We start from the raw sequence: 17,345 nt of genomic DNA, 5'->3' as shown, positions 1-17,345 counted from the left end.
CCACACCCGACGGCCTGCCTCGACCGGATCTCGGCAGCTCCGACCGACCCTCATGCGAGACCCCGCGCCCGCCGGAACCGGCCGAGCCCCTCCGCAAGGTCGACGATCGGTTCCGGATAGTCGACGGCAGCCCGCTCCGCGCCCCGCAGTTTCCACGGCTCATGCACGAACGGCCTCTCCAGCCCGGCCAGTTCGGGCACCCAGCGCCGGACGTACGCACCGTCCGGGTCGTACCGCTTCGCCTGGGCGACGGGGTTGAGGACCCGGTTGGGCCGGGTGTCGGTGCCGGTCCCGGCGACCCACTGCCAGTTGAGCTGATTGTTGGCGAGGTCTCCGTCGACCAGCAGGTCGAGGAAGTGCCGGGCGCCGACCCGCCAGTCGACGTACAGGGTCTTGGTGAGGAAACTCGCCGTCAGCAGCCGCCCGCGATTGTGCATCCAGCCCTCGTGGCGCAGTTGGCGCATCGCCGCGTCGACCATCGGGTAGCCGGTGCGGCCCGCCCGCCAGGCCTCCACGTCCTGCCGTGCCTCGGCCTCGGAGCGCCAACTGTCGTGCCGTGTGCGGTAGTCGGCGGTGGCCGACGCCGGGCGCGCGGCGAGGACCTGGCGGTGGAAGTCGCGCCAGGCGAGCTGGCGTACGAAGGCCTCGGCACCCGGACCGCCCGTGCGCCGCGCGCGGTGGACGAGCTCGACGGGGGAGAGGGTACCGAAGTGCAGATGGGGCGAGAGGCGGGAGGTCGCGTCGGCGGCCAGGTCGTCGTGGCCGGTGTCGTAGGAGGTGACGCCGGAGCGCAGCCAGGCCGTCAGCCGTGCCCTGGCCTCCGTCTCGCCGCCCCGGGCCAGTCCCGCCGAGCATCCGGACAGGCCGTCGCGGCGCGGCAGCGGCTCGGAACGGATGCCGTCGGGCACGCGTACCGTGCGGGGCGCGGCGAGCGCGTCGCGCAGCGGCTGCGTCGACCAGTGGCGGAAGTACGGCGTGAAGACGGCGAAGTGATCCGAGGACGCCGGCGTCACCGTGCCGGGCGCGACCGCCGTCGTCACCGTGTCGTGGACGTGCAGTCGGCGTCCCTCCGACTCCAGGGCCCGACGCAACCGGTCCTCGCGCCGTCGGGCGTAGGCGCTGACGTCGGCCGCCAGGTGCACCTCGTCGGTGTCCGCCTCGGCGGCCGCCCGGCACACCTGGTCGACGACGTCACCGGAACGGACCACGAGACGGCCGCCCCGTTCGCGCAGGCCCGCATCCAGGTCCCGCAGACAGTCCGCCAGGAACGCCAGCCGGTTGGGCGCGGCGAAACCGGCGTCGGCCACGGCCCGGTCGCGCACGAACAGCGGCACCACCTGGCGTGCGCCGTCGAGGGCCGCCCGCAGCGGCGGGTGGTCGTGCAGGCGCAGGTCGGAGGTGAACAGGACCAGCGAGACGTTCATGGCGCGACTCCCGGGAGGGAAAACAGGGGCTTATGTCTGCTTCTGGTGCGGCCGACCCGGCGGATGCAGGGCATCAGGACATGTCTGCGTCGATCGCGGGCATGCGGACCATGGAGGAGTCATAACCGTAAGTGCAGGTGGAGGTGGCGGCCGCTATGGGCGCGAAGGTGTTGGAGCGGTTTCCTGCGGGAGCTCCGCGCGGATCGTGGCCGGCGGAGGAGTACGCGGCCAGGCGCCGCGCCGAGGGGCAGCCCGCGACGGTGATCATGGATCTCAAGTCGGACGCGTTCCTCGTGGTGGTGCCGGCCGACGACGACTGACACCGCTCGCGCTCACGTCAGCGTGCCGCCCAGCTCGCGCGCCCTGCGTACGAACACCTCATGGAGGTCCTGCGCCGCGCGCGGCACCGATTCGGCGCGGCGGCGCTGCAGCATCAGCAGCACCCGGGTTGTGTCGTCGGCGATCGGCCGGTAGGTGATCGTGCCCTGCCGCTCCAGCGGATCCCCGATCACGCTGAAGTCCGGCAGCACCGTCGCCCCCAGGCCCTCGGCGACCATCAGCTTGCCCATCTCGGCGCCGTCGGTGGAGTAGGAGAAGGCCGGGCCGCGGCCGTGCAGGAGCCGGTGCACGTAGCGGTTCATGACGTACCCGGAGCGCATCGCGATCACGGGCTGGGCCAGCAGGTCGTCGGCCGTCACGGTGGTGAGCGAGGCGAGCGGGCTGTCGGGGCGCACGCACACCACCGGCCGTCCGCACAGCAGTTGGGTGGACTCGAAGCCGGCCGGCACGTCGTCGCCGTCCAGGTGGTTGACCAGACCGAGGTCGAACCCGCCCTCCGACAGGGCCCGGTGGATCTCCGTCTGCTGGGCTGCGACGACCTCGACCTGCGTGAGCGGGTGCGCGGACCTGAACTCCCGGACGACCGGGATCAGCAGGGGCACGGTTGCCGCGTTCACCGTGCCGACGCGCACCATGCGGCTGATGCGGTGCTGTTCGCCCGCCGCCGAGCGCAGCCGGTCCACCGCGTCCAGCACATTGATGATGTGCGGCAGCAGTTCCCGGCCCTCCGCGCTCATCGTCGCCCCGGACCGCTTGCGTTCCAGGAGGTCGACTCCCAGCTCGCGTTCCAGGTTCCGTACCGTCTCGCTCAACGCGGGCTGGGAAAGGCGCAGTTCCTCCGCCGCCCGGCGCAGTGAACCGAGCCGGGTCACGGCCGCGATGTATTCCAGTTGTTCGGTCCGCACGCCCAGCAGAATGCGGGCTGTTTCACCGCGTGTTCAAGGGTTTCCCTGTCACACGTTCGTGAAATTCAATGGTCCGCGATACGAGACCGGTCGGGTTTTCCTTGACGGTCCTCGCCGCCGACTGTCAGGATCGACGGCATGAAGATGCGACTGGACCTCACGCGGCGACGCCACGTCGACCTCGCGCGCGTCTCCAGCGCCTCCTGTTGCCCCGCGGCCTGATCAACTCCCGGCGATCCGCCGCGCCTTTCCTTGTTTCATGCTGAATTCATCGCGTTTGTGCATCTATTGAGTTCGGCATGCCCAAAACATTCCGCAACAGGAGTTCCGCATGCCCGCAGAGCCCGTGAAATTCGCCTACTGGGTCCCCAACGTCAGCGGGGGACTGGTCACCAGCAAGATCGAGCAGCGCACCGACTGGGGATACGAGTACAACCGCGAACTCGCCGTCCTCGCCGAGAACAACGGCTTCGACTACGCCCTCAGCCAGGTCCGCTACATGGCCAGCTACGGCGCCGAGTACCAGCACGAGTCCACCAGCTTCAGCCTCGCCCTGCTGCTCGCCACCCAGCGCCTGAAGGTCATCGCCGCCGTCCACCCCGGCCTGTGGCACCCCGGCGTCCTCGCCAAGCTCGGCGCCACCGCCGACCACCTCTCGAACGGCCGCTTCGCCGTCAACGTCGTATCGGGCTGGTTCAAGGGCGAGTTCACCGCCCTCGGCGAGGCGTGGCTGGAGCACGACGAGCGCTACCGCCGCTCCGAGGAGTTCATCCGCGCCCTGCGCCAGATCTGGACCGAGGACCACACCGAACTCGCCGGTGACTTCTACCGGTTGCGCGACTTCTCCCTCAAGCCCAAGCCGCTCAACACCCCCGAGCGCCCCCACCCGGAGATCTTCCAGGGCGGCAACTCCACCGCCGCCCGCGCGATGGCCGGCCGGGTCTCCGACTGGTACTTCTCCAACGGCAAGGACTTCGACGGAGTCACCGAGCAGATCAACGACGTACGCAAGGCCGCCGCCGAAGTCGGCCGCAGCGCACCGAAGTTCGGCCTCAACGGCTTCCTCATCGCCCGTGACACCGAGGCCGAGGCGCGCGAGACGCTCCGTGAGATCGTCGCCAAGGCCGACACCGAGGCCGTCGAGGGCTTCGGCACGGCGGTGAAGCAGGCGGGCCAGTCCACGGCCGACAACAAGGGCATGTGGCAGGACTCCTCCTTCGAGGACCTCGTCCAGTACAACGACGGCTTCCGTACGGGGCTCATCGGCACCCCCGAGCAGATCGCGGAGCGCATCGTCGCCTACCGCAGGCTCGGCGTCGACCTCCTCCTGCTCGGCTTCCTGCACTACCACGAGGAGGTGGAGTACTTCGGCAAGCGCGTGCTGCCGCTCGTGCGCGAACTCGAAGCCCAACTCCCGGACACCGAGCCCGAGTCCGTCCCCGCCCACGCCTGAGCGCCCGCACCGCGAAGGAGGCCGCACGACATGAGCACCGCCACACCCACCGACTGGACCACCCGCCCCGCCCCGCAGATCGCCCAGGACTGGATCGCCCGCGCCGCCGAGGTCGCCGCAGTCCTCGCCACCGACGCCGCCGAGCGCGATCGCGCCGGAGCCACCCCGTACGCCGAGGTCCAGTTGCTGAAGGACGCCGGCCTGGTCACCCTGCTCGGCCCCACCGCGCACGGCGGCGCAGGCCAGGACTGGCCCACCGCCTACCGCGTCGTCCGCGAGGTCGCCAAGGCCGACGGCTCCATCGGCCAGCTCCTCGGCTACCACTACCTCTGGTTCTGGGCCGCCCGCCTGGTCGGCACCCGCGAACAGTGGGAGCACGTCGAGGCCGAGGCCAGCCGAAACCGCTGGTTCTTCGGCGGGGCCGTCAACCCGCGCGACAAGGACGTGACCGTCACCGAGGACGGCGACGACCTGCTGTTCACCGGCCGCAAGTCCTTCTCCACCGGCAGCAAGGTCTCCGACGTCACCGTCCTCGAAGGCGTCCTGGAAGGCACCGACCAGCACGTCTTCGCGATCGTCCCGTCCGACAGCGAGGGCCTGACCTTCCACGACGACTGGGACAACATCGGTCAGCGACTCACCGAGAGCGGCGGCGTCACCCTCGACCGGGTGCGCACCCCGTGGTCCTCCGCGGCCGGCTACGTCGACAAGCAGTTCCGGCCGCGCACGTACAACACCCTCAACGTCCCCACCATCCAACTCGTCTTCGTCAACTTCTACTTGGGCATCGCGGGCGGCGCCCTGGAGACGGCGGCCACCTACACCCGCACCAAGGCGCGGTCCTGGCTGCACGGCGGTCACGAGCGCGCGGTCGACGAGCCGTACGTGATCGACACCTACGGCGACCTCACCGCCAAGCTGTGGGCGGCCGAGGCGCTTGCCGACGCCGTCGCCGCCGAGGGGCAGAAGCTGCACGACGACCCCGACGCGGTCACCGAGCAGTCCCGCGGCGACTTCGAGGTGCGGGTGGCGGCCGTCAAGGCTCGCGCCACCGACGTCGCCCTGGAGATCGCGAACCGCATCTTCGAGGTGACGGGTGCCCGCTCCACCGCCAGCTCCGAGGGCCTCGACCGCTTCTGGCGCAACGTCCGCACGCACACCCTGCACGACCCCGTCGCCTACAAGCGGCGCGAGGTCGGCCGCTGGGTCCTCGAGGGCGAACTGCCCGAACCCACCTGGTACTCCTGACCGCTTCCCCGGGGGCGCCCGCCACGCGCGGGCGCCCCGCCTCCTCGCCAAGAGGACGCATCCCCGCGCATCCCCGAAAGAGGGCCCATGGCCACCGTCCTGTCCGTCTCCGGCAGCCCCTCCGCCTCCTCCCGCACCAACCGTCTGCTGCGCCACCTGGACAAGCGGCTGATCGCACAGGGGCACGAGGTGATCCCGCTCGACGTGCGCACCATCCCGGCCGAGGCCCTGCTCGGCGCGGACTTCAAGCACCCCGCGATCGTCGAGGCCACCGAACTGTTCGCGCAGGCCGACGGCGTCGTCGTCGGCACCCCCGTCTACAAGGCGTCCTACTCCGGGGTCCTCAAGGCGCTGCTGGACCTGCTCCCGCAGTACGCCCTGACCGGCAAGACCGTGCTGCCGCTGGCCACCGGCGGCTCCACCGCGCACGTCCTGGCCATCGACTACGCGCTGCGCCCCGTCCTCAGCTCCATGGGCGCCGGCCACATCGTGCAGGGCTGGTTCACCCTCGACAAGGACATCACCGTGCACGAGGACGGCTCGCTGACCGTCGCGCCGGGCGCCACCGAGGCCCTCGCGCAGGTCGTCGACCAGTTCTCCACGGCCCTGGGCCGCACTCCGCTCCTGGCCGCGGCGAGCTGAGCGCCGTGCCCGCCCATGTCATCGCCGACGACGCGGAGGCCCTCGCCGTCGCGGCCGCCCTGGCCGAGGAATTCCGCGCAGGTGCCTCCGCCCGGGACGCCGAACGCAGGCTCCCGCGCCAGGAGTTGGACCGCCTCTCCGCCTCCGGACTGCTTGCCGTCACCGTCCCCGCCGAGCACGGCGGCGCGGACGTCACCGCCCTGACCCTCGCCGAGATCTTCCGCCTGCTCGCCTCCGCCGACGGCAGCCTCGCCCAGATCCCGCAGAGCCACTTCGCCTACGTCAATGTGATCCGCCGTCAGGGCACCGAGGAGCAGCGGAAGTTCTTCTTCGCCGAACTGCTCGCCGGCCGCCGCTTCGGCAACGCCCAGTCCGAGGCGGGCACCAAGCACGTCCAGGACATCCGCACCCGGCTGCAACCGCAGCCGGACGGCTCCTACCTGCTCACCGGCGTCAAGCACTACTCCACCGGGGCCCTCTTCGCCGACTGGATCCCGGTACTGGCCCGCGCCGACGACGACAAACTGCACGTCGCCTACGTCCCCGCGGACGCCCCCGGCCTCACGGTCATCGACGACTGGGACGGCCTGGGCCAGCGCACGACTGCCAGCGGCACCGTCCGCCTCGACCGCGTCCCGGTGCCGGGCGACCGCGTCCTGCCCCACCACCTCACCTTCGAGGGTCCCCAACTCCACGGCGCCGTCGCCCAGTTGCTGCACGCCGCGATCGATGCGGGCATCGCGTCGGGCGCCCTCGCCGAGGCCGCCGAGTTCGTCCGGACGAAGAGCCGCCCGTGGTTCGAGAGCGGCGTCGAAACGGCCGCCGAAGACCCGCTGCTGATCCAGCGCTTCGGTGAACTCGCCCTCCAGGTACGGGCATCGGAGGCACTGCTGCGCGAGGCCGCCCGCGCCGTCGACGCGGCGCGCACCGACCTCACCGACGACACGACGGCCGAGGCGTCCATCGCGGTCGCCGCGGCCAAGGTGCAGGCCGCGCAGACGGCGGTCGAGGTGGCGAGCGCCCTGTTCGAGGTGTCCGGCACCCGGTCCGCGCTCAACTCCCTCAACCTGCACCGGCATTGGCGCGACGCCCGCACCCACACCCTGCACGACCCGACCCGCTGGAAGATTCAGCACATCGGCCGATACGTCCTCAACGGCACCCGGCCACCCCGCCACGGACTCCTCTAGCGCGCTCCGCGACACCAGCGACACCTCTGATCGGAGACCCCACGTGTCCCTCACCTTCCACTGGTTCCTCCCCACCAACGGCGACAGCCGCCATGTGGTCGGCGGCGGCCACGGCACCCCCGCCACCTCCTTCGGACGGGACCGGCCGCCGACGGTGGCCTACCTGAGCCAGATCGCCAAGGCCGCCGAGGACCTCGGCTTCGTGGGCGCGCTCACCCCCACCGGCGCCTGGTGCGAGGACGCATGGCTGACCACCGCCATGGTCAGCCAGAACACCGAACGCCTGAAGTTCCTGGTCGCCTTCCGCCCCGGCTTCGTCTCGCCGACGCTCGCCGCCCAGATGGCGTCCACCTTCCAGCGGCAGAGCGGCGGACGGCTGCTGCTCAACGTCGTCACCGGCGGCGAGAGCCATGAGCAGCGGGCCTACGGCGACTTCCTGGACAAGGATGCCCGTTACCGCCGTACCGGCGAATTCCTCGAAATCGTACGGGGGTTGTGGGAGGGCAAGTCCGTCGACCTGCACGGCGAGCACCTCCAGGTCGAGGACGCCAAGCTGGCCCGGGTGCCCGACCCGGTCCCCGAGGTGTACTTCGGCGGGTCCTCGCCCGTCGCCGGAGAGGTCGCCGCCAAGTACGTCGACAGCTATCTCACCTGGGGCGAACCGCCCGCGCAGGTCGCCGAGAAGATCGCCTGGATCCGGGGCCTCGCGGCCGAGCAGGGGCGCACCCTGCGCTTCGGCATCCGGCTGCACGTCATCACCCGCGACACCGCCGAGCAGGCGTGGGCGGAGGCCGACCGGCTCCTCGCGGGCTTCGACCCGGAGACCGTGCAGTCCGTGCAGGCGGGCCTGGCCCGCAGCGAGTCCGAGGGACAGCAGCGGATGCTCGCCCTGCACGGCGGCGGCAACCGCGACGGCCTGGAGATCCACCCCAACCTCTGGGCCGGCATCGGCCTGGTGCGCGGCGGGGCGGGTACGGCGCTCGTGGGCAGCCATGAGGAGGTCGCCGAGCGCATCAAGCAGTACGCGGCCCTGGGAATCGAGGAGTTCGTGCTGTCCGGATATCCGCACCTGGAGGAGGCGTACTGGTTCGGGGAGGGAGTACTGCCGCGACTTGCCGGGGAGGGATTGTGGCGGCACCCCTTTCGTACGGAGGCCGCTGCCAAGGGCCAGGTGCCTTTCGCGAGTTGAGTGAATATTCAATTGGTCGTGATTCAACCGGTTCTCCGGGGGATTTCCCCGTGTCGAATTCCTGTCGATCCGTCATTAGCATGGACGTATGAACAGCACACCGGAGTTCTACGTGGTAAGGGCGGGTGACACACTCTCCGAGATCGCGGTCAAGTTCCATGTGACTCTGGCCCAGATCGTGAAGTGGAACCCCCAGATCAAGAATCCGAACGTCATTCATGTGGGCCAGCAGGTCCGCGTGAAGGCGCCGAGTCAGGAGCCGGTCAGCGAGGACGAGCCCTTCCCGGGCAAGGACTTCTTCCAGCCGTCCGTGAGCAGCCCCATCATCGAGGTCATGGGCTGGCGCCTCATCGAGGAAGGCTGTTCGGCGTATCCCGACGACGAGCCCGACTTCCAGTGGAGCGAGGAGGACCGGAAATCCTACGCCAAGTGGCAGCGCAAACTCGGATTCGGCGGCAGCGACGCCGACGGAATGCCGGGGCGGCAGTCGTGGGAGAGACTCCATGTGCCCGCCCTGACCCGCTAGCCTGCCCGGGCATCCGAGGAGCCCGCAATGGCCACCTCCGCGGCGGCCCGGGGAAGTCCCCGGGCCCGTGCGCGCCAACGTACCGAGGCCGGACTGCGTCCCCGGCCGCGGTCGCCGTGGCGGGCCCGGGCGAAAACCCGTCTCGCCCACCTGGAGGTGCAACTGAAACGCGAGGAGGCCAAACGCCCCTCCGCCGACCGCGAGGCCCTTCTCCGGGGAATGGAAAATCACCTCGACAAAGCCCGCGCGGCGGCGGAGGAGACGTTCGGATGGCGGCGGTTGTGGTCGGGGTCGACCGCGCAGGAAGGCGTCTGGTCGAATCTGCGCAGCGCCGACGTGCTGCTGCTCCGGCTGGTGTCCGACACGGAGGCCGCGGGCCGCGCCAGTGAGGTCATGGCGCTGGTCAAGCGTCATCTCGGCAAGGACGACCCACAGCGCGTCAGGCTCGCCCAGCGGATCCGTCCCATCGTCTCCGGCGAGCTGGTGCCGACCGACCGGGAACTCCTGGTCCGGGCGCTGGACAGCGCCTACACCGCCCTCGACGCCGAACTGGCACGGGTCCGGAGCCTGCGCAACATCCTCTGGACCGCCACGTTCGTCGTCTTTCTCGGGGTCGCGGGCCTCGCCGTGTACGGCTGGTTCTTCCCGCAGTCGCTCAGCCTGTGCTTCGCGCCCAAGCCCGGCCCCGGCGGCGACAACCTCGTCGACATCGTCTGCCCGAGCAAGGACTTCCACGATCAGTCGCCCAGCACCGTTCCCGGCAGTCTCGCCGAACCGAGGGACATCCTCACCGTCGAAGTGGCCGGGCTGGCCGGCGCGGCCTTCACCGTCATCGCCTCACTGCGCCACATCCGGGGCACCAGCGCGCCCTACATGCTGCCCCTGGCGTCGGCGGTGCTGAAGTTCCCCACCGGCGCCCTGTCCGCCTTCCTCGGGGTGCTGCTGATCAGGGGCGCCTTCGTTCCCGGACTCAGCGACCTGGACAGCCGGGCGCAGGTCCTCGCCTGGGCCGCCGCCTTCGGCGCCGCACAGCACCTGGTGACCCGTCTGGTCGACGACCGTGCCCAGATGACGCTGTCGGAGGTGGGCAAGCCCACCGACTCGGTGGTCGACCCGGAGAACGCCGCCGTCAGGGAGGCCACCTGGGACAGGGGCAGTGCGCAGAGCGACAGGGAGCAGGGCCCCGAAGCGTCGGCGGAGCAACCCGAGCCGTCCCCGAGGTGAAGGGACGGCCGCGTGTCTCACCCGGTGAGCGCGTCGAGGTGGGCCGCCCGCGATTCCTGCGTCTGACCCTGCACCAGCTGGAACAGCCCCTCCCGTGCCAGGCGTTGGGCCGTGCGCGTCAGCAGCATCGAGCGGCCGCCACCGCTCACCACCGCGGCCGTGGTGGCCGCCTGCATCACCTCGTACGCCCGCATCCTGAGCGCGAGGCGTTCGGCGGTGTGCTCGTGGGGCGCCGCGCCGTCGGCAAGGGCGTAGGCCCGCTCGCGCACCTCGGCCAGGCGGGCGCGCAGGGGAGCCGCCGTCTCCTCGTCCAGGAGAAGCAGGGCCGCCTGTGCGATGCCGAAGACCGCCGGGCCGGCGTTCAGCGTCTTGAGCCGGTCCGTCGCGGACCAGCGGTCGAGCGGGGTGCGCAGCACCAAGCTCTCCTCCGGCAGCCGCAGGCCCTCCAGCTCCAGCGAGACCGTCCGGGCGGCGGTGAGGGCGGCCAGCCGCAGCGGCTCCGAGGCGCGCAGCCCCGGCTGTTCGCGTGCGTCGGCGAAGGCGAACACGATCTCGTCCGAGTCGGTCACGCCCGCGAGCAGCATCACGTCGTTGAGCCCCCACCCCGTGTACCAGGGCACGGTGCCGTCGAACCGCCAGCCGTCCCGCTCCGCCGTCGCCCGCACCGGGACGCGGGGGAAGGCGCGGACATGGGCGTAGGCGATGCCGGCCAGCAGCTCGCCGGACGCCAGCGGGCGCAACAGCCGCTCCCGCACGGGGAGTTGGGACTTCGCCAGCAGCCGCACCGGAGTGTGGTGCTGGGTCTGCACGAACCAGGTCGAGCAGCACGCCCCGGCCAGGATCTCCTGGACCTCCCGCGCCACCGAGTCGGGGGCGCCCGCACCGCCGTACTCCACCGGCGCACTCACCCCCAGCAGCCCCGACCGCCTGACGGCCTCGATATGGCTCGCGGGCACGCCCTCCTGGTCGACGCGCTCCGCGTGCGGGGCGAGGAGGTCGCCGGCGAGGGCCCGGGCGGTGGCGATGAGCGGATGCGGTGCGACGGTCATGGGGAAGATTCTCCCGAGGTCGCCGCGCGCGGTGTCGATCCGGGGGTGTGCCGTTCGTGTAGGAGGTGAGAGAACGGACCGGACGCCAAGGAGGACGTCATGCAGTACTACCTGCTCAGCGTGATCACCCCGACCGAAGGGACGCCGCCCGGGCCGGAGGCCATGGCGGAGATCGTCCGCAACCTCGACACCTTCCACGCGGAGCTGCGCGAGGCCGGTGCCTGGGTGTTCGCCGGCGGGCTGCACGGCCCCGAGACGGCCACCGTGCTGCGGCCCGGCGACGGCGACGTCCTGATCACCGACGGGCCGTACGCCGAGGGCAAGGAGTACCTGGGCGGCATCTGCCTGATCAAGGCCCCCGACCTGGACGCGGCCCTGGAGTGGGGCAGGAAGGCCACCTGGGCCACCACCCTGCCCATCGAGGTGCGCCCGTTCATGCACCAGGCCGAGGAATGACGCCGCGGCCCGTCGACGTCGAGGCCGTCTTCCGCGCGGAGTACGGCCGCGCCGTCGCCGTCCTCGTCCGCTTCCTCGGCGACATCGACCTCGCCGAGGAAGCGGTGCAGGACGCCTTCACCACGGCCGTGCAGCGCTGGCCGGAGACCGGCGTGCCACCGAGCCCGGCCGGCTGGATCATCACCACGGCGCGCAACCGGGCCGTCGACCGGCTGCGCCGGGAGGCGAAACGCGACGCACGACACGCCGAGGCCGCCCTGCTGCACACCCCCGACGCACCGGCCGAGGAGGGACCCGTGCGCGACGACCGGCTCCGCCTGATCTTCACCTGCTGCCACCCCGCGCTCGCACCCCGGGCCCAGGTCGCCCTGACCCTGCGGCTGCTCGGCGGACTCACCACACCCCAGATCGCCCGCGCCTTCCTGGTGCCTGAACCGACCATGGCGCAGCGTCTCGTCCGCGCCAAGGCGAAGATCCGCGACGCCCGGATCCCCTACCGCGTACCCCGCGACGCCGACCTCCCGGACCGGCTGAAGGGCGTCCTCGCCGTCATCTACCTGATCTTCAACCAGGGGTACGCGGGCACACCCGACCTGACCGTGGAGGCCGTACGCCTCGGCCGTCTGCTCGCGGAGCTCATGCCGGACGAGCCCGAGGCCACCGGCCTGCTCGCGCTGATGCTCCTCGTCGACTCGCGCCGGGACGCCCGCCAGGACGAGCAGGGCGAACTGGTGCCGCTGCCCGAGCAGAACCGCGAGCGCTGGAACCGTGAACTGATCGCCGAGGGCCAGTCGCTGGTGCGCCGCTGTCTGCGCCGGAACCAGCCGGGGCCGTATCAGATCCAGGCCGCGATCCAGGCCGTCCACAGCGACGCGCCGAGCGCCGGCGCCACCGACTGGGGCCAGATCCTGCAGCTGTACGACCAGCTCATGGCCCTTGCCCCGAGTCCCGTCGCGGCGCTGAACCGGACGGTCGCCGTGGCTGAGGTCGACGGCCCGCGCGCGGCCCTGGAGTTGGTCGATGCACTGGATCTCGACGGCTATCACGTCTTCCACGCCGTCCGTGCCGACCTGCTGCGCCGCCTGGGCCGCGGCACCGAGGCGGTACGCGCGTACGACGTCGCCATCGCGCGCACGGACAGCGCGGCGGAGCGGGCGTACCTGGAACGCCGTCGCCTGGAACTTCTGCGTGCGTGACCGTGCCGTCGCGGAAAGTAGTCCTCCCGGCAGCGGAATTTATTTTGGTGTATGAAAGGTTGCCATATACACCCGACCGTCGAGAACGCATCCGCGCGCCGCAAGGCCGCACCGCACCAGCAGCGAGGCACCGTGAACCAGCCCACCCCCGAGCAGCCCGCCGACACCGTCGCCCGGCTGCGCGCCACCTTCCGCACCGGCCGCACCAAGTCCGTCGAGTGGCGCACCGCCCAGCTGCGCCGCCTGCGCGACCTGCTCACGGAGAACGGCCCCGACCTGGCCGCCGCCCTCCATGCCGACCTCGGCAAGAGCGCCACCGAGGCGCACCGCACCGAGATCGACTTCACGATCCGCGAGATCGACCACACCCTCGACCGCCTCGCCGACTGGCTGCGCCCCGAACCCGCCCCCGTTCCGGCCCACTTGGGCGCCGATGCGAGCGCCTGGACGCAGTACGACCCCCTCGGCGTGGTCCTCGTCATCGCCCCCTGGAACTACCCCGCCCAGCTCCTGCTCGCCCCGCTGGTCGGCGCGCTCGCCGCGGGCAACGCGGTGGTCGTCAAGCCCAGCGAGCTGGCCCCCGCCACCTCCGCCGCGATCGCCCGGCTGCTGCCCGCCCACCTCGACACCGACGCGGTCGCCGTCGTGGAAGGCGGCATCCCGGAGACCACGGCCCTGCTCGCCGAGCGCTTCGACCACATCTTCTACACCGGCAACGGCACCGTCGGCCGCATCGTCATGCGCGCCGCCGCCGAGCACCTCACCCCGGTCACCCTCGAACTCGGCGGCAAGTCACCGGCGTTCGTCGACCGCGACGCCGACCTCGACGTGGTCGCCGACCGGCTGGCCCGCGGCAAGTTCCTCAACGCCGGGCAGACCTGTGTCGCCCCCGACTACGTCCTGACCGACCCGGCCACCGCCGCCGCCCTGGCACCGGCACTCACCCGCGCCGTCGAGGCGCTGTACGGCACCGACCCCTCCGCCTCCGGCGAATACGGCCGGATCATCAACGAACGGCACTTCGACCGGCTCACCGGCCTGCTCGACTCGGGCCGCGTCGTCGTCGGCGGCGGCAGCGACCGTACGACGAAGTACATCGCGCCGACCGTCCTGGCCGACGTCGACCCCAAGTCGCCCGTCATGCAGGAGGAGATCTTCGGCCCGATCCTGCCCGTCGTCACCGTGCCGGGCCTGGACGAGGCGATCGACTTCATCAACGACCGCGACAAGCCCCTGGCCCTGTACGTGTTCTCCGAGTCCGAGGAGACCCGCGCCCGGATCGCCGCCGAGACGTCCTCCGGCGGCCTCGGCCACGGCCTGCCGCTGGCCCATCTCACCGTCTCCGACCTGCCGTTCGGCGGGGTGGGGGAGAGCGGCATGGGCAGCTACCACGGCCGCTACTCGATCGACACGTTCAGTCACCGCAAGGCGGTGCTGGAGAAGCCGCTGAGCTGAATCCGGCGAGGAGAACGCCCGGCCGTCGACGTGGCCGGGCGTTTTTCATGAGCCCAAATATCGTCTGGTACTTATATAAACGATCGCTGATACAGTTGCCGCCTGCACGCCTTCGATGTGCTCGGAGACCCGGTGCGCCGGCGGATCCTGGAGCTGCTGGCCGACGGGGAGATGACCTCGGGAGCCGTCTGCGAGGTCATCGCGGAGGAGTTCGGGATATCGCAGCCCGGGGTGTCGCAGCATCTGAAGGTGCTGCGGGAGAACGGGTTCGCGACCGTACGCCCCGAAGGAACCCGGCGGCTGTACGCGGTCAATGCCGAGCCGTTGCAGGACATCGACGCCTGGCTCGACCGCTTCCGTCGCTTCTGGACCCCGCATCTGGACGCCCTGGCCACCGAGCTGGCTCGCGGCAAGCGCGCGCGCCGACTCCGGGACGCCGACGAAACCCCGAGGAGCACCCCATGACCGACGTGACACATGACATCAACGCCGTACGCCGGCAGGTCGGCCGGCGCACCTTCAAGGCGGGTGAGGCGCGCGTGGTGACCGTGACCCGGTCCTACGACGCCCCGCTGGACGACGTGTGGGACGCCTGTACCAACCCCGAGCGCCTTCCCCGCTGGCTCCTGCCGGTGACGGGAGAGCTGCGGCTCGGGGGCCGCTATCAGCTCGAGGGCAATGCCGGTGGCGTGATCGAGCGCTGCGACCCGCCCAACGGCTTCGCCGCCACCTGGGAGTACGGCGGCGAGGTCAGCTGGATCGAGCTCAGCCTGACGTCCGAGGAGGGCGGCACCAGCTTCCAGCTGGAGCACATCGCCCACCTCGACGACACGAAATGGGCGGAGTTCGGCCCCGGTGCGGTCGGTGTCGGCTGGGATCTGATGGTCACGAGTCTTTCCCTGCACCTCGCGAGCGGTGCCGCCGTCGACCCGAAGAAGTTCATGGCCTGGATGGGATCGGACGAGGGCCGTCTGTTCATGACGTCCAGCAGCGAAGCCTGGTACGCGGCCAATGTCGCCGGTGGCGAGGAGGAGAAAACGGCACGTGAGGCAGCCGACCGGACCACGGCGGCCTACACGGGAGCCGGGGAAGGCGAGGGCCAGGGCGAAGGGGACGCCAACTGACGCAGGGGATCCGGCCCGTGGGGCGCCCGGCGTGCACGGCATGCCGGGCGCCTCTGTGCAACGTCCCGGCCGGAGAAGGGGAATGACTGGTCTACACCCTTGACTGGTACAGACCAAAGCGGTTGAGTGAGGCAGCACCACAACCCCCCACCGCGGCCGCCCCCACGCCGTGGCCGGTCCGACCGGCGCGTGCGCTCAAGGCCGGGCGCAAGCCTGCCCTTGACCGGGAGCGGCCGTGCTCCGCAAAGGAGTTCGTCCCTTGTCGAGACGCCGCATCGCCGCACTCCTGTCCTCGCTCGCCCTCGGCGGCGCCCTCCTGGCGCTGCAGCCGGCCCCCACCGCCTCCGCCGCCGGCTTCGTCGTCAGCGAGTCCCAGTTCAACCAGATGTTCCCGAGCCGGAATTCCTTCTACACCTACAGTGGCCTGACCGCCGCGCTCGGCGCCTACCCGGGCTTCGCCAACACCGGCAGCGACACGGTCAAGAAGCAGGAGGCCGCCGCCTTCCTCGCCAACGTCAGCCACGAGACCGGCGGCCTGGTCTACGTCGTCGAGCAGAACACCGCCAACTACCCCCACTACTGCGACTGGAGCCAGTCGTACGGCTGCCCGGCAGGCCAGGCGGCCTACTACGGGCGCGGCCCGATCCAGCTGAGCTGGAACTTCAACTACAAGGCCGCGGGCGACGCGCTCGGCATCGACCTCCTCAACAACCCCTACCTGGTGCAGAACGACGCGTCCGTGGCCTGGAAGACCGGCCTGTGGTACTGGAACACCCAGTCGGGGCCGGGCGCCATGACCCCGCACAACGCCATGGTCAACAGCGCGGGCTTCGGCCAGACGATCCGCAGCATCAACGGCTCCCTGGAGTGCGACGGCAAGAACCCGGCGCAGGTCCAGAGCCGCGTGGACGCCTACCAGCGGTTCGCCCAGATCCTCGGGGTGTCGCCGGGCGGCAACCTCTACTGCTGACCCTCTTGCCGGGTGTGTGCGAGACTCCGCCGATGACCTCCCACATGATCACCGCGGACAGCGCAGGCACCTGGGCACTGGGCGACCTGACCGTCAACCGCATCGGCTTCGGCGCGATGCGGCTGACGGGCAGCGCCGCCTTCCACCACGGCACCCCGAGCGACCGCGACCGGTCGATCGCCGTGCTGCGCAAGGCGGTTGAGCTCGGCGTCAACCACATCGACACGGCCGCCTTCTACTTCTCGTCGCTGCGCTCCGCCAACGAGATCATCAACAGCGCGCTGGCGCCGTATGCGGACGACCTGGTCATAGCCGCGAAGGTGGGTCCGCTGCGCGACTACTCCGGTCAGTGGGCCACCTGGGCCCGCCCGGACCAACTGCGCGGACACGTCGAGGAGAACCTGCGCCAGCTCGGCCGCGACCACCTGGACCTGGTGTACCTGCGGAGGTCCGAGCAGCGCTGGGACTCGATCGCCGAGCACTTCGGCGCGCTCGCCGAGCTGCGGGAGGCGGGCCTGGTCCGCCACCTCGGCATCTCCGGCGTCGAACCCCGGCACCTTGCCGAGGCGCAGGCCATCGCGCCCGTGGTGAGCGTGCAGAACCGCTACGGACTGGGCCAACACGCCCCGGACACGGACGAACTGATGCGGACCTGCGGTGAACAGGGCATCGCCTTCGTGCCGTTCTTCGCCGTCGCGGGCGCGGGCGGGGCCAAGGCAGCGAGCACCGACCACGACGAGGAAGTGCTCGCCGTCGCCCGCGCCCACGACGCGAGCCCCAGCCAGGTCCGTATCGCCTGGACGCTGCACCAGGGCCCGCACGTCCTCGCCATCCCCGGTACCGGCAACCCCGACCACCTCACCGAGAACGTCGCAGCGGGCGCCCTCCGCCTGACGGCCGACGAGCTGGACCGGCTCAACGCCGTGCACCACAAGGCCGATTGAGGACGAGCGGC

At 71.0% G+C, this 17,345-nt stretch carries 19 protein-coding genes; 16 read left to right on the top strand and 3 right to left on the bottom strand.

All coding sequences use genetic code 11. The annotated features are described in order from the left end of the window. Positions 1-50: 50 nt before the first annotated feature. Positions 51-1,424: a deoxyribodipyrimidine photo-lyase gene (locus ABZ880_RS23960; RefSeq protein ID WP_361266339.1), complete on the bottom strand. Its 1,374-nt coding sequence runs from the start codon at positions 1,422-1,424 to the stop codon at positions 51-53. Between the two features lie 131 nt (positions 1,425-1,555). Here ABZ880_RS23960 and ABZ880_RS23955 point away from each other — a divergent pair, with 131 nt between their 5' ends. Further along, positions 1,556-1,744 carry a hypothetical protein gene (locus ABZ880_RS23955; RefSeq protein ID WP_361266697.1) on the top strand — a complete coding sequence of 63 codons (189 nt, stop codon included), beginning with the start codon at positions 1,556-1,558 and terminating at the stop codon, positions 1,742-1,744. 12 nt (positions 1,745-1,756) lie between these two features. On the opposite strand, the gene ABZ880_RS23950 is transcribed toward ABZ880_RS23955, so the two are convergent. Continuing rightward, positions 1,757-2,668: a LysR family transcriptional regulator gene (locus tag ABZ880_RS23950; protein ID WP_361266337.1), complete on the bottom strand. Its 912-nt coding sequence runs from the start codon at positions 2,666-2,668 to the stop codon at positions 1,757-1,759. Between the two features lie 138 nt (positions 2,669-2,806). Here ABZ880_RS23950 and ABZ880_RS23945 point away from each other — a divergent pair, with 138 nt between their 5' ends. The 8 genes from ABZ880_RS23945 to ABZ880_RS23910 all read left to right on the top strand — a co-directional run bounded on the left by ABZ880_RS23945 (position 2,807) and on the right by ABZ880_RS23910 (position 10,140). Further along, positions 2,807-2,890: a putative leader peptide gene (locus tag ABZ880_RS23945; protein ID WP_356352894.1), complete on the top strand. Its 84-nt coding sequence runs from the start codon at positions 2,807-2,809 to the stop codon at positions 2,888-2,890. A gap of 109 nt (positions 2,891-2,999) precedes the next feature. Beyond that, entirely contained in the window at positions 3,000-4,121 is a 1,122-nt protein-coding gene (gene sfnG / locus ABZ880_RS23940; RefSeq protein WP_361266335.1) for a dimethylsulfone monooxygenase SfnG, read from the top strand. Between the two features lie 30 nt (positions 4,122-4,151). Next, on the top strand, positions 4,152-5,369 hold the full coding sequence (locus tag ABZ880_RS23935; protein WP_361266333.1) for an acyl-CoA dehydrogenase family protein: 1,218 nt from the start codon (positions 4,152-4,154) through the stop codon (positions 5,367-5,369). Positions 5,370-5,456: 87 nt separating this feature from the next. Beyond that, positions 5,457-6,011 carry an NADPH-dependent FMN reductase gene (gene ssuE, locus ABZ880_RS23930; protein ID WP_361266331.1) on the top strand — a complete coding sequence of 185 codons (555 nt, stop codon included), beginning with the start codon at positions 5,457-5,459 and terminating at the stop codon, positions 6,009-6,011. A 5-nt stretch (positions 6,012-6,016) separates the two neighbouring features. Then, on the top strand, positions 6,017-7,201 hold the full coding sequence (locus tag ABZ880_RS23925; RefSeq protein ID WP_361266329.1) for an SfnB family sulfur acquisition oxidoreductase: 1,185 nt from the start codon (positions 6,017-6,019) through the stop codon (positions 7,199-7,201). Positions 7,202-7,244: 43 nt separating this feature from the next. Then, the gene (locus ABZ880_RS23920; protein ID WP_361266328.1) at positions 7,245-8,390 is read left to right on the top strand and encodes an LLM class flavin-dependent oxidoreductase; all 1,146 of its coding nucleotides are present in this window, start codon (positions 7,245-7,247) and stop codon (positions 8,388-8,390) included. 88 nt (positions 8,391-8,478) lie between these two features. Beyond that, on the top strand, positions 8,479-8,916 hold the full coding sequence (locus tag ABZ880_RS23915; RefSeq protein ID WP_361266326.1) for a peptidoglycan-binding protein: 438 nt from the start codon (positions 8,479-8,481) through the stop codon (positions 8,914-8,916). 219 nt (positions 8,917-9,135) lie between these two features. After that, positions 9,136-10,140 (top strand): hypothetical protein, encoded by a 1,005-nt coding sequence (locus ABZ880_RS23910; protein ID WP_361266324.1) that lies wholly within the window; start codon positions 9,136-9,138, stop codon positions 10,138-10,140. A 17-nt stretch (positions 10,141-10,157) separates the two neighbouring features. On the opposite strand, the gene ABZ880_RS23905 is transcribed toward ABZ880_RS23910, so the two are convergent. Beyond that, positions 10,158-11,189 (bottom strand): acyl-CoA dehydrogenase family protein, encoded by a 1,032-nt coding sequence (locus ABZ880_RS23905; protein ID WP_361266322.1) that lies wholly within the window; start codon positions 11,187-11,189, stop codon positions 10,158-10,160. 99 nt (positions 11,190-11,288) lie between these two features. Here ABZ880_RS23905 and ABZ880_RS23900 point away from each other — a divergent pair, with 99 nt between their 5' ends. From ABZ880_RS23900 to ABZ880_RS23870, 7 genes are all read left to right on the top strand, one after another. Further along, on the top strand, positions 11,289-11,645 hold the full coding sequence (locus tag ABZ880_RS23900; protein ID WP_361266320.1) for a YciI family protein: 357 nt from the start codon (positions 11,289-11,291) through the stop codon (positions 11,643-11,645). Next, positions 11,642-12,841: an RNA polymerase sigma factor gene (locus ABZ880_RS23895; RefSeq protein WP_361266318.1), complete on the top strand. Its 1,200-nt coding sequence runs from the start codon at positions 11,642-11,644 to the stop codon at positions 12,839-12,841. Before ABZ880_RS23900 ends, ABZ880_RS23895 begins: the two co-directional genes overlap by 4 nt. 51 nt (positions 12,842-12,892) lie before the next feature. Continuing rightward, positions 12,893-14,296, top strand: coding sequence for an aldehyde dehydrogenase family protein (locus ABZ880_RS23890; protein WP_361266316.1), 1,404 nt, complete (start codon positions 12,893-12,895; stop codon positions 14,294-14,296). 102 nt (positions 14,297-14,398) lie between these two features. Further along, a complete protein-coding gene (locus tag ABZ880_RS23885) occupies positions 14,399-14,761 on the top strand; it encodes a metalloregulator ArsR/SmtB family transcription factor (protein ID WP_361266679.1) in 363 nt (120 codons plus the stop codon). After that, entirely contained in the window at positions 14,758-15,420 is a 663-nt protein-coding gene (locus ABZ880_RS23880; protein ID WP_361266314.1) for an SRPBCC family protein, read from the top strand. The genes ABZ880_RS23885 and ABZ880_RS23880 overlap by 4 nt, the downstream gene beginning before the upstream one ends. Before the next feature lie 259 nt (positions 15,421-15,679). Then, a complete protein-coding gene (locus ABZ880_RS23875; RefSeq protein ID WP_361266312.1) occupies positions 15,680-16,390 on the top strand; it encodes a chitinase in 711 nt (236 codons plus the stop codon). Between the two features lie 32 nt (positions 16,391-16,422). Next, positions 16,423-17,334 carry an aldo/keto reductase gene (locus ABZ880_RS23870; RefSeq protein WP_361266310.1) on the top strand — a complete coding sequence of 304 codons (912 nt, stop codon included), beginning with the start codon at positions 16,423-16,425 and terminating at the stop codon, positions 17,332-17,334. The last annotated feature ends 11 nt before the right edge of the window (positions 17,335-17,345 follow it).

This window comes from Streptomyces sp. NPDC047043, from assembly GCF_040644055.1.
In the GTDB taxonomy this organism is placed as follows: domain Bacteria; phylum Actinomycetota; class Actinomycetes; order Streptomycetales; family Streptomycetaceae; genus Streptomyces.
The sequence above is the reverse complement of the archived record's forward strand: the minus strand, read 5'-3'. Positions and strand labels throughout refer to the sequence as shown.